Raw genomic sequence first — 13,118 nt, 5'->3', positions numbered from 1 at the left:
TCATCGTAATGGAGTGCGGTAGTCCTCTGGCTTGCTTCAATGAAGGGAAGCCAGCCCATTGCGAAGGAACGGAGCATGCCCACTCATCACGCGTTTCCAACGTTTCACCTTGATATCGAGGACTTCGGGCGTGATCTTCAGGTACTGAAATTCGAAGGTCGCGAAGCAATCAGTACCCCTTATCTGTTCAATATAGAACTGGTCAGCGAACGAAAAAATCTGGACCTCGAGAAACTCTTACACAGACAGGCGTTTCTTGGGTTTAATGCAAAGGGTTGTGGCGTCCATGGACAGATCCACCAGGTAACTCAACGCGACTCCGCAAAACGCCTGGCTCATTACCACGTGCAGCTGACTCCCAGGCTGGCTTATTTGCAGTACCGCACCAATCAACGCATCTTTCAGCAAATCACTGTTTCCGAAATCATTTCTTCCATTCTCAATGAATATGGAATACTGGCTGACGCCTATAGCTTCCGACTGGGTACGAGCTATCCACCGCGTGACTACTGTGTCCAGTACCACGAATCGGACTTGGCTTTTATCGCTCGCCTGTGCCAGGAAGAAGGCCTGCACTACCATTTCCAGCATAGTAAGTCGGGCCACCACTTGGTGTTTGGCGATGACCAGACCGTGTTCCAGAGGCTTGATCGTCCCACGGCTTATAAACAAGGCAACGGCCTGCTGGGCGAGGAGCCGGTTGTACAACGTTTCGATGTGCGGCTGGAAACCCGGGCCAGCAGGGTTACTCGTCGTGATTATGATTTTGAGAAGTCAACGTTCACCCTCGAACAGGACTACCAGCCAGCGATCAACAAAATTCGACCGGACCTGGAGGCTTATGACTACCCCGGGGGTTTCATCCAACAGGAGCATGGGAAGCGATTGACCCGGCGGGCCTTTGAAAGCCATCGCGCCGACTATCGCAGGGCCGAGGGTACAAGTGATCAGCCAGAATTGGTGTCCGGCCATTTCCTGATGTTAAGTGAGCACCCGCGCCCGGAGTTGAACGACTTGTGGCTGTTGACCGAGTTGCATCATCAAGGCAGCCAGTCGCAAGTGCTGGAGGAAGGCCTGGACGACGATGTCGGACGCCCTGAGAACGAAGGCTACCGGAACAGCTTTGTCGCCACGCCGTGGGATTCGATTTTTCGCTCACCACGGGCTCATGAAAAACCGCGAATGTCCGGAAGCCAGACGGCTATCGTTACCGGTCCGCAAGGCGAAGAAATCCATTGCGACGCGTACGGCCGGGTCAAGGTCAGATTCTTCTGGGATCGCGCCGGCGATACCAGTGAAAACAGCAGCTGCTGGCTGCGGGTGGCGTCCAATTGGGCCGGGAACGGCTTCGGCGCCGTCACCATCCCCAGGGTAGGCATGGAAGTACTGGTGACCTTCCTGGAAGGCGATCCAGACAAACCTCTGATCAGCGGTTGCCTGGTCAACAGCAGCAACGCCGCGCCCTATCAGTTGCCCGCACAAAAGACCCGAACGGTGTTTCGTTCCCGCAGCTCACCGGGTGGCCGAGGTTTCAATGAGCTACAGCTGGAAGACCGCGCGGGGCAGGAGCTGATTTACCTCCGAGCCCAGCGCGACATGGAGCAGAAGATCGAGCATGACAGCCGACTGGAGATCGGCAATGAACGTCGAGAAAACATCAAGGGCAACAGCACCACGGTGCTGCACGCCGGTGAACACCGGACCATCGCCGCCGATCGCACGGTCCAGGTAAAAGCCAACGACTACCTGCACGTTGCCAATCGCCATACCCACGCGGACCAGGCGCTGGTCGTCGAGGCCGGCCAGCAGGTGCATATAAAAGCCGGTGCTCATCTGGTCCTGGAAGGGGGAGCGACGCTCAGCCTGAGTGCCGGAGGCGAGCATATCGTGATCGGCCATGGCGGAATTTTCAGCAGTAGCGCAATCCAATTGGGTGGCGCCCCGCTTCCCGGTGCACGTGCCGCAGCATTCGATCCAGGGTCGATCGACCCGTTGGCTACGCTGCTCAGCCTGCCGCCCACGCTTGCGCCCACCCAACGCGCCCTGATGACAACCAGCAAGGTCGCCGGAGCGGATTTCTGCCCCCTTTGCGAAGCCTGCCGCGAGGGCGCATGCCCGATGGAGCCCATAGCCGCATGAACGATACCCAACCTCGGCAGTGGCTGCTTGAACACCTCCGCCTCAGCCATGCCCTGTGTGTGATCCTGGATGCGGACGGCGAACAACCGATGCTCCAGGCACTGATCAAAAACAGTCGACCCGATCAATACCTGAGCGTCTACAGCAAAACCCTGATTGCCGATCTCAGCGAGGTCGGGCCGTTTGTCTTCACCTTCGATAACCCTAACGATAAAAATCTCCAGGAGTTGCTCAGTCGACCGGACAGTCATTGGGGTTGGCTCGCCAGCCTCCCCAAGGGCCACCTGCCCCAGTTGGTCGAGCACTGGCGCGAGCGATTGATTGTCGGGGAGCGTCCTCATCAAGCGGTGTATCGCTTCCACGACAACCGGGTATTGGCCCGGGCGCTTGCGTATCTGCCAGTCGAAGCGCATGCCGCCTATCTCGGTCCGGCCAATAGCGTGTGCTATTGGCAAGGTGAGCGCTGGGAACACATCGACAATCCCTCCCCCGGGGTCCATCCGGTGCCGGAGGTACCGCTTTGGTTGCAAGTGCCCATACCCGAACAGCAAGCACGAGCAACGCGCCGGATCAATGCCCGACGCTTTCTATTGGCCGAGCACCTGGACTCCTACGCGAAGCTCGCCGAACACGGGGACCCGGACGCCTGGCTGCGTGCCACCCTCGACCAGGCCGAAGCATGGAACTGGTTGGCGCCCGAACAACTGGCTTTTTTCCTGGCCCAGCGCATGCAAACGCCAACACGGACGCCGACGCAGTGGCAAGCACGCGAAGGCGAGAGCCCTGAGGAGCATTTTGAACGGGTGCGATTGATGGTGGACTTCTGGCAAGGAGAAGCATCGCCATGACACGGGTCTTACGGGGCACATGCCTGGGCTGCTGCATGGCAATCACTGCGGGATGTGCCGACAAACAACCAGACACATTTACTTTTACGGCGGACTTGCCGCCGGGTTTCGGCTATCAGGCTATCGCGGTGTATGCCCCGAACAAAGGCCAGACCTGCACCGTGCCGGGAGGAAGAGACACTGAACTCGGATACAACCTGCAATGGCCTAAGGACTATCTGCCGAACGCTGAAGTCCCCCTCTACCGAACCGTCAGTGGCTGTCCGTTGGTGGTCAGCCGTATCAAGCTCCAAATCCGATCCGCCTATGGTCCGCATTGGCTCGATGCCAGTCGAGATACTGCCAACGTGGTCATCCGCGATGAATTGGAGGGGGAATACAAGGGCACCTTCAGCAAGGCGGGTGAGAGCACCTTCCACGGCCAATGTCAGTGGCTATTCCGCACCTCCGGGGCCAAACGACGCATCGTAAAAATCCTCGACTGCAAAAAAACCAACCCAAAGGGCGACGTTGGAATTGGTCGGCCTTTTTCGGCGTTCACGCTTGATCAACTGCCGGGGAAAACGGTGAGGATGAAAATCAAGTTGGCAGATGAGGAAAGACCCGCCATCGGCGATACGTGGGTAAAAGTGCCAAACGGTTGGAAACGCTGCATGGGCGATAACTTCGAAGACCACTACGCCTTCTGTTACGGCAATTACAAGGACTTCAGCGGTTTTCAAATGCCGGATGGGCAGCAATGCACCCTCTACCCAGGCTGTACCGAATAAGGAATTCAATGCATGACGTTATCGAAAACGGACTTTCAGTCCCGTCTGGGCAGTCGTATTCTCGCGTGTCCTGCCGGAGGCCGGTGGACCAGCTTCCAGCTGGTTGACGAGTTTGGCTCCGGCGAGCCTTATGCTTGGCTAGCTTACCGCGTCATCGATTCGGAAGGGCAAACGTACCGAGGCAATCTCGATGCGGCGGGGATGGGCAAGGTAAGCAGCCATTTTGCCGGCCCGATTGCTCTGTCTTTTGACCAGGACTATGAAGGGCTCGAAAAGGCGTATTCGTTCCTACAAACAAGGCCGCATTACCCGCTCAAAATCACCGAACTCCAAGTCCGCGCCGAACGAACCCGCTACCTTAACGACAACGCCACCAGCACCCGAGAGAACCCCGCCCAAGCCTGCGCCGGTCAGTTCCTCCAAGTGGAGGTGCGCGACCTGGTCGAGCATGTCGCCCATCTGCCGCCGCGGGTGTACCGACATTACCCAACCAATCAGGGGCCGGCACGGCTCATGGGAAAGTTTGGCGAGACTGGCGTAGCGTTGATGCCTCAACTGCATACCGTGTTGGAAGTGCGCCCGCTGCGGGCCTTGCGGCCCATGCTGTCCATCACTCCGCAATTCTGCGCGCTCAACCTGTACCAGTTGGCGCTCATGGCGACCTTGAGTTACTGCCCCTTCGGCCAGAAGCCCGGCGAGGCTCCAATACACTTATCGGTGAGTTTTCCCGAGCAACCGAGCGTGGGCAACTGGTTCGGCGATGCCTTGGCCAAGTCCGAGGAGCTTTGGAAGGTTGACCCGGGACAGGTAAAACACCATTACCCCTTGTATGAGGATGTGCCCTACTCCAAGCGACTGGAAATCGTCCCGTTCGACCCTGCTCTTTACCCTATGAACAATCCGGAACTGGGCGCAGAGCAGGAGCATCCGGCCGTCGTCCATTTCTTTGACGACACAAAACTCAAAGGACAAAGCACCGATACCCAAGCCTTCATCACTCACAACGACGGAGTAATCCTGATTGCAGTGCGCGGCACAGCGCAGATGCTTGCCGATGGCCTGCGTGACGCCGACGCGCTCCAGGTTCCCTTTGAGGAAGGTGACGGTAAGGTGCACCAGGGGTTTTACGGAGCAGCCAAAAAAGCTGCTGCCTTCGTAATTGATTACCTGGAAAGGTTTTATGCCGGTCAGAAACTGCTGATCTGTGGCCACAGCCTGGGCGGCGCCGTGGCATTGCTGCTTGCAGAAATGCTACGTCTGAGGGAAGGATTCAGCTACGACATCCAACTCTACACCTACGGTGCCCCTCGCGCCGCCGACGCGGCCTTCGTCGAAAGTGCCGCCCCCCTGGTGCATTACCGCATGGTCAACCACAACGACCCGATACCCAGCGTACCGGGCAGTTGGATGGACACCAACGCGAGTGTCTATGGCACGGGTTTCGCGCTGATGTTCGCCAACGTACCGACCGGCTTTTCAGTGTTCGTGGCCGGCATCTACAACTGGACGGGCGAGTCCTATGAACACCACGGCACCTTGCGCCATTTCCTGCCCGTGGAGTTCGGTCGTCAGGAGCGGTCGTCGATCCTCTGGACGCCAGGCTGCGACACCCTCACGCAACATGCCGCTTGCGAGCTGGCCTTGGAGCGGAGACGTGGCTTGCCGGACCGGGCAAAGTTCACCGCCCAGCTCTTTCAGGCCGGTAACCACCTCATGACCTCCAGCTATCTTCCTGCGTGCTGGGCAACCCTGCGCCGCTGGCAGGAAGCTCTGGAGTCGAAGAGCCCTCTGGTGACACAGCGTGAATACGAATGCATCGAAAATGCGCTGGAACAGATCACTCGGCAGTTGCGTAACGAAAACAGACAGTTGATCGGGCGTCCAGATGGCTACGAGCGCACCCACCAACCGATCATCGATGCCCTCGCCCGTGAGGTCGACAAGGTGCACGCCACACGGGCTCGCCTCAGAGGGCTGCACACCACGTTGGTCAGCGACCAAGACGTTTACGGCAGCCTGTCCGAACACCCTGAGCAACTGGCGCAACACCTGACCCGCTGGCAGGCCCATCCGGAAAATCGCGTGGCTGAACAACTGGCCATGGCGCCTGCGGCCGGGACCGATATCGAGCTGGTCCATGGTGCTCATGGGTACGTCATCGGTAAGCCTTATACGCTGGATATCGATGCGATCATTTGACAAAAAAAGTCCTTGGCGAAAGCGACAGGAAGCGCCTGCCGTGGTTAACATACGACCCGCCGATTGCCTCATGAAATCGAAGCTGATCAGACGCCTTGGCGTAGCCTTGGTCAGCGAGCCATCACCCACAGGGAAGGGGCGCAATGGAAGGCTTCATATCGCTTGAAACCATAGCTGTCGAACGCTCCGCGCGCATGAGCCCGCGGCATGTCTGATGCGCTCTGGGCCGCCCGCCTGGGCGACGCGCTGGACCACACCTCAATGATGGCCGACATACTTGGCGGCGTACTGGAGGTGGCGGCGAATATTGCGATCACCGCCCTGGCGACCGCCGCGGTGGTCGCGGCCACGGGCATTACCGTGGTTACCGGCGGGCTGGGTTGCTTCGTGCTCGGCCTGGTGGTGGGCACCGTGGTTGGCCTGGCGATGAGCAAGACCGGAGCCGACAGGGGCCTGAGCAATATATGCGAGGGCATCGGCAACGCCCTTTTCCCGCCCACGGTGCAGGCCAACATCCTCACCGGCTCCGACGATACCTTCACCAACAACATTCGCGCGGCCCGTGCGGCCGGGGCAATCGAGTCTCACGTTGCCGCCGCCGGTACGGAGCTCGAAGCCCCTGAGCCTGAAGAAGAGCCCAGCTACCTGGACATGGCCGGGGCGTTCTTTTCGCAGATGTGGCGCCCCACCGTCGCCACGCCCGCGCCGGGCGCGGTGCCCAAGCCGGAAGACCTGGTGCTGTGTACCAAGCACCCGCCAATGCCACCGCAGTTCATGGCCGAGGGCTCGGGCAAGGTCACCATCAACGGCCAGCCCGCCGTGCGCAGCGGCGACCGTAGTACTTGCGATGCCAAGGTCGTGTCGTCCGGGCTGATTTCGCCCAACGTCACCATTGGCGGTGGCTCGGTGGTGGTGCGCGAGATCCGCAGCGGCAAGACGCCGGGCGTGGGGCTGGCCGTCACGGCACTGCTGATGCTCAAGGGCGGCAAGGGCAAGTTCTTCAGCAAGTTGCCCTGCATGCTGGTGGGCGGCGCGGTGTCCATGGCCGCGAGCAGCGCGGCCAATGCCGCGGCCAACGCCGCCATGGGCTCGTCGAACCCGGTGCATGCTGCCACGGGGGCCAAGGTGCTGGGCGGCGATGCAGAACTGGACTTCGTGTTGCCTGGCATCCTGCCGATTGACTGGCAGCGTTTCTACAACAGCCGTGACGAACGCCGCGACGGATTGTTCGGCGCCGGCTGGAGCGTTTCCTACGAGGTTCAGGTCGACATCCTGCCCCACCCCGACGGCGGCGAGACCCTGCTGTATACCGACGAACAGGCCCGCCCCATCGACATGGGCTCGATCCCGTTGGGCGGCGCGGTGTTCAGCCCCGGCGAAGGCCTCGCAGTGCGGCGCCATGTGAGCGGACAACTGCTGATCGAAAGCGACGACGGTTTGTACCGTTTGTTCGAACCGACGCCTGGAAACTCATCGCGGCTGCGCTTGAGCCAGTTGGGTGACCGCAACGACAATCGCATCCATCTCGACTATGACGAAGCAGGCCGCCTGGTGCGGCTGCGCGATACGTTTGATTTGCTCCAGGTCGAGCTGACTCGTGAAAACGAACGCGTCAGTCGGATCGAACGCCTCTACTCCGACCAGCAGCGCGAAGTGCTGGTCAGCTACGCCTACGATGCGGCGGGCAATCTCACCGCAGTGCGCGACGCTGGCGGCCAGGTGCAGCGGCGGTTCAGCTACGACGCCGGGCAGCGGATGGTCGAACATCAACTGCCTGCCGGCCTGCGCTGCTTCTACGAATGGGCCTTGATCGAAAACCAGGAGTGGCGCGTGGTCCGCCACTGGACTGACGAAGGCGACGCCTACCAGTTCGACTATGACCTCACGGCCGGCATAACGCGTATCACCGACAGCCTGCAACGCATCAGCATCCGGCATTGGAACAGCCAGCACCAGATCACCCGGTTCGCCGACAATCTCGGCCAGACCTGGTCGTTCGAGTGGAACGACGAACGCCAGTTGCTCAGCGCCACCGACCCGCAAGGCGGCCAGTACCATTTCAGTTACGACGAGGCCGGCAACCTGATCGGCGAAACCGACCCACTGGGCCGCAGCGAGTCTACCCTCTGGCTCGAGCATTGGGCGCTGCCACTGGTGGAAACCGATGCCGCCGGCAACAGCTGGAAATACCGCTACGATCAGCGCGGCAACTGTGTCGCCGAAACCGACCCGCTGGGCCAGGTCACCCGCTACCGTTACGACACCCACGGCCAGGTGGTGGAAATCATCGACGCCACCGGCAAGAGCAAGAAGCTGCGCTGGAACCCGTTCGGGCAACTGGTGGAACACATCGACTGCTCGGGCTACCCGACGCGTTTCAGTTATGACCCGCGCGGCTATCTGCAGACCCTCACCGACGCCCTCGGCGAGCGCACCCGATTCAGTTACGACGCCCAAGGGCGCCTGCTCGGCAGCCAGTTGCCGGATGGTCGCACCGAGCACTACCAGCGCGACAGCGCCGGCCAGCTCACCGGCCACACCGACCCGGCCGGGCACACCACGCATTACCAGCACAACCGCCGCGGCCAGGTGCGCCAACGCATCGACGCCCAGGGCCGGCAGGTGCAGTTTGCCTACGACAGCTTCGGCCGGCTGCAAGCGCTGATCAACGAGAACGGCGAAAGCTATCGGTTCGCCTGGGATGCCGCGGATCGGCTGGTCGAACAGCAGGACCTGGATGGCAGCGCCAAGCGCTACGCTTATGACCGGCTGGACAACGTTGCGCGGGTGACGGCTGTTCCGGCGGCTCACGGCAGCGGCCTGGCGCAGGTTCCCGAAACATCACCGGCGCCTGTCGTCCACCGTCTGGAACGCGACGCCGCGGGCCGGTTGATCGCCAAAGTCACCGATGATGGCCGCACCGAATATACCTATGATCCGCTGGACCAGCTCACCGCCGTTACCTTCACTGACCTGCAAGGCGCCGCGCAGTCCCTGAGTTTCGCCTACGATGCCCTCGGCCAGCTGCTCGCCGAAAACAGCGCCGCCGGCAGCCTCCGGCACCACTACGATGAACTCGGCAACCTGATCCAGAGCCAACTGCCCGATGGCCGCTGGGTCAATCGGCTGTACTACGGCAGCGGTCACCTGCACCAGATCAACCTCGACGGCCAGGTCATCAGCGATTTCGAACGCGATCGCCTGCATCGCGAGGTGCTGCGCACCCAAGGGCAAATCAGCACCCGCAGCGAATACGACCGCAGCGGCCGCCTGCGCGCCCGTCAACGTCGCCACAGCAGTCAGCCCGCGCTGCTGCCGGCGGCGGTGCAGAAACACTTTGAATACGACCCCGCCGACAACCTGATTGGCAAGCTCGACCAGCAACCCGCCACTCAGCAGCGCCAGTTGCTGCACTACGACGCCACCGGTCGCATCATCGCCAGCCAGGACAGCCTGCACGGCCAGCGCGAGACCTTTGCCTACGACGCCGCCGCCAACCTGCTGGACGGCCCGGCGCCCGGCGCCGGACTGGTGGTGCACAACAAGCTGCTGACCTATCAGGACAAGCGCTACCGCTACGACGCTTTCGGCCGGCTGATCGAGAAACGCAGCGCCACCCGCGGCCTGCAACGCTTCGCCTACGATGCCGAAAGCCGTTTGATCGAAGTGCGCAACGACAACGGCAGCGTAGTCAGGATGACTTACGACCCGCTGGGCCGGCGCATCGAAAAAGCCGAGCACGACAGCCACGGCTACCCGCTGGGCGAAACCCGCTTCACCTGGGACGGGCTGCGCCTGCTGCAGGAACATCGCCACCAGCAAACCAGCCTCTATCTTTACGAAGACGACGGCTACGAGCCGCTGGCCCGCGTCGACGGCAGCGGCCCGCTGCAAAAGATCCGCTACTACCACAACGACCTCAACGGCTTGCCGGAACAACTTACCGAAGCCGATGGGCACTCCGTCTGGCAGGCCACGTATCGGGTGTGGGGCAACACGCTTGAGGAGGTTCGCGAACCGTATTACATCGAAGAGCAGAACCTGCGGTTCCAGGGGCAGTACCTGGACCGGGAAACCGGGCTGCATTTCAATACGTTCAGGTTTTATGATCCGGATATAGGGCGGTTTACCACGCCGGATCCGATCGGGTGGCTGGGAGGATTGAACCTTTACCAATATGCACCAAACCCCCTGACCTGGATCGATCCATGGGGATGGGCTTGCCGAAGCGCAGTCAGTGGCAATAAAGGCCGAACCAAGGCGATCAACGATCTCAAACGCAACAAGTTCAAGATCGTCGCGGAGGAAGTCACCATGAAGGTCAACGGTAAACGTATTCGCGCCGACTTTGTCGCCAGAGACCAACGTGGAAAACTGCACGTATTTGAAGTCAAGCACGGCACCGGGAAACTGACCCCCAACCAGACCGATTCAAAAGTCTTTGACATGACCAAGCCGGCCAACACTACGCAACATCTGGGTGGGGGCACGATCAAACCGTCCGCCGGCACGAAGGGATCGTTCAAGGTTGATACCAAAGGCAAGCCTGGCGTACCGCTAGGCGGCAAAGGCGCACAGCACAATGCCACCTTCAATCTTTTAATTTACAAGTGATTACCATGAGCCAAGAAATTCGCAAAAATGTGGAAGTGGAGTTACTGGCGACGCTGAAAAACACAACGTCACCACACCTGGATCTGAAGGCCAGCAAAAATAAAATTGGTCTGTTCAAAGCCAAGGAAAAGCTTGGGGAAATCTACATTCAGCACCTGACCAAAGCCGATGGTTATTACGCTGGGTTGGAGATCCATGCATGCGAGGCTTTCAGCTTCTGCAAAGAGCAATCGCCGCCTTACCAGAGTCGGTTGTTGAACGCGTCATTTTTGTCGAAGAGTTCCTTGTCGGAAGAGACGAAACAATTCGGTGACGAACTGGGAGGCATCATCAGAACCCCGTCTCCCCAGACCCTCAGCGCAACCGTCAACAAAATAAGCGAACGGCTCGAAAAGTTTTACCTGTCCAAGGCAGAGCACTGCATTCTCGGCATGCCTGCATTGATTGATGATGTATTGGCCGAGCCTGACAACTACGCATTCCCGTTCCTGACGATTCTCTTTGCAGCGCAAAAAAACGGTCTGGGTCTGGATTCAGATGTGCTCAAGAAAGCTCTGGCGACCAAATCAATATTCGGAAACAAGCAGTTCGACCTGGCGCTTGCGAACAAACTGCTGGGCTAGGGCTAAAGCTTCCTGACCATGGGGTTTGTTACGGACGTAAAAAAGGCATATCGACTTCATCGGTATGCCTTTTTGTTGCCGCTTGCTTCCTCGACCGAGGTAGTCGGCGCAGTTATGGGTTAACGCTGTCCTTCAGGAATTTGCCTGGCTTGAACGCAACCGTGTTGCTGGCCTTGATTTTTACCGGCTCGCCGGTTTGTGGGTTCTTGCCGGTGCGGGCGCCGCGGTGGCGTTGCAGGAAGGTGCCGAAGCCGACCAGAGTAACGCTGTCCTTGCGATGCAGGGCGCTGGTGATTTCTTCGAGAACAGCGTTGAGGACGCGGTTGGCTTGTTCTTTGGTGAGGTCCGCTTTTTCCGCAATGGCGGCGGCGAGTTCTGGTTTACGCATGAATGAAGCCCCTTTGACGATTTTTTTGTTGTTATGTCCGTGCTGTTCTCTTCGGAACAACCCCTAAGGCGCCGCAGGCTCTACTCTGCGGCAGACCGGAGTGAGGATGGCACGGGGCCGCAACCGGCGCCAGTGTCCGGCGGGCGTTTGTGGCCGGAAAAGCAGGGCATATGCGACAGAGCGACCAGTATTTACGCCAGCAGTGCCGGAAGCTGCTTGTTCAGCGCCAGTTTCTCCATCACCGCCGTACCGGTCAGGGCGTAGCCCAACAGATTGCCATGGGCGTCGCGGCACAGGGCCTTGATGTCGGCGCCCTCCCCTTCGATGCTCCACGCGCCTTCGCTGCCCCGTGGTGGCGGCGATACCACCAGCGGGCAGACCGGGGTTTTCACAGTGATCGGCATGGCGCCGTAGCTGACAGCGGTCGGGTTGCCAGCCAGGGTCTGGGCCAGGGCGCGGGCGCAGCTCATCAGCGGCATGACGTAGAGCAGGTTCAAGCCATCGACTTCGGCACAATCGCCTAAAGCGTAGATATTGGCGTGGGAAGTTTTCAACTGACGATCAACCACCACGCCGCGATTGACCACCAACCCGGCGGCAGCCGCCAGGTCGATGCGTGGGCGCAGGCCGATGGCCGAGACCACCAGATCGCAGGGAATCACCTGGCCATCCGACAGATGCGCCTCCAATCCGTCGGCCACACGTTGCAGACGGTTGAGCACCGGCCCCAAGTGGAAATGTGCGCCGAGGCTTTCCAGCCCGGCCTGGACGGCTGCGGCAGCGGCCGGATGCAGCAGCGTCGGCATGACTTGCTCGCAGGGGGCCACCAGTTCCACTTCGTAGCCGCCGAGGACCAGGTCGTTGGCGAATTCGCAGCCGATCAGGCCGGCACCGAGCAGCAGCACCCGGCGCTTGCCAGCGGCGGCGGCCCGAAAACGTGCGTAGTCTTCGAGATCGTTGATCGGGAAGATCAGGTCCGCCGCATCGCCCTGCACCGGCACGCGCACGGTTTCAGCGCCCCAGGCCAGGACCAGATCGCGATAACTCACCGCTTCCTCGCCAATCCACAGGCGTTTGTGGCCCGGGTCGATGCCGCTGATGCGCGTGTGGGTGCGCACTTCGGCCTTCAACTGCTCGGCCATGGCGCCCGGCTCGGACATGCTCAAGCCATCGGCGTCCTTGTTCTTGCCGAACCCCGTGGAGAGCATCGGCTTGGAGTAGGAGCGGCCGTCGTCCGCGGTAATCAGCAGCAACGGGGTTTCGCTGTCGAGCTTGCGAAATTCCCGGGCCAGGTTATAGCCAGCCAGGCCGGTACCGACGATGACGACAGGTGCGCTCATGTTGCTCTCCGTTTGATGAAACGATCAGTTGATTTCGATCATTTCGAAATCCATTTTGCCGACGCCGCAGTCCGGGCACAGCCAGTCCGCCGGCACATCTTCCCAGCGGGTGCCGGGCGCGATGCCATCGTCGGGCCAGCCGTCAGCTTCGTTGTAGATCAGGCCACAGACGATACATTGCCACTTTTTCATTCCGA

Annotated in this window: 9 protein-coding genes; 6 read left to right on the top strand and 3 right to left on the bottom strand. The window is 60.3% G+C overall.

Translation table 11 applies throughout. From position 1 onward, the window contains the following. Positions 1-75 precede the first annotated feature (75 nt). From M1E16_RS00460 to M1E16_RS00435, 6 genes are all read left to right on the top strand, one after another. Complete coding sequence (locus tag M1E16_RS00460) at positions 76-2,139, top strand: type VI secretion system Vgr family protein (RefSeq protein WP_458130375.1); 2,064 nt, start codon at positions 76-78, stop codon at positions 2,137-2,139. Then, positions 2,136-2,987, top strand: coding sequence for a DUF4123 domain-containing protein (locus M1E16_RS00455; RefSeq protein ID WP_458128933.1), 852 nt, complete (start codon positions 2,136-2,138; stop codon positions 2,985-2,987). The genes M1E16_RS00460 and M1E16_RS00455 overlap by 4 nt, the downstream gene beginning before the upstream one ends. Continuing rightward, positions 2,984-3,757 (top strand): hypothetical protein, encoded by a 774-nt coding sequence (locus tag M1E16_RS00450; protein WP_458128932.1) that lies wholly within the window; start codon positions 2,984-2,986, stop codon positions 3,755-3,757. Before M1E16_RS00455 ends, M1E16_RS00450 begins: the two co-directional genes overlap by 4 nt. Before the next feature lie 12 nt (positions 3,758-3,769). Continuing rightward, positions 3,770-5,956 (top strand): lipase family protein, encoded by a 2,187-nt coding sequence (locus M1E16_RS00445; RefSeq protein ID WP_458128931.1) that lies wholly within the window; start codon positions 3,770-3,772, stop codon positions 5,954-5,956. Positions 5,957-6,163: 207 nt separating this feature from the next. Further along, a complete protein-coding gene (locus tag M1E16_RS00440) occupies positions 6,164-10,570 on the top strand; it encodes an RHS repeat-associated core domain-containing protein (RefSeq protein ID WP_458128930.1) in 4,407 nt (1,468 codons plus the stop codon). A 5-nt stretch (positions 10,571-10,575) separates the two neighbouring features. Next, entirely contained in the window at positions 10,576-11,193 is a 618-nt protein-coding gene (locus M1E16_RS00435) for a hypothetical protein (RefSeq protein ID WP_434654365.1), read from the top strand. Between the two features lie 112 nt (positions 11,194-11,305). Here the strand turns inward: M1E16_RS00435 and M1E16_RS00430 are convergent, their stop codons facing one another. The 3 genes from M1E16_RS00430 to M1E16_RS00420 form a co-directional block, all read right to left on the bottom strand. Next, positions 11,306-11,581 carry an HU family DNA-binding protein gene (locus tag M1E16_RS00430; protein ID WP_065758133.1) on the bottom strand — a complete coding sequence of 92 codons (276 nt, stop codon included), beginning with the start codon at positions 11,579-11,581 and terminating at the stop codon, positions 11,306-11,308. A 191-nt stretch (positions 11,582-11,772) separates the two neighbouring features. Beyond that, entirely contained in the window at positions 11,773-12,921 is a 1,149-nt protein-coding gene (locus M1E16_RS00425) for an NAD(P)/FAD-dependent oxidoreductase (RefSeq protein ID WP_458128929.1), read from the bottom strand. Between the two features lie 24 nt (positions 12,922-12,945). After that, positions 12,946-13,113, bottom strand: coding sequence for a rubredoxin (locus M1E16_RS00420; RefSeq protein WP_003177199.1), 168 nt, complete (start codon positions 13,111-13,113; stop codon positions 12,946-12,948). Positions 13,114-13,118 lie beyond the last annotated feature (5 nt).

Source organism: Pseudomonas sp. Z2-11, assembly GCF_054161305.1.
This window is presented reverse-complemented; position numbering and strand designations above follow the sequence as displayed.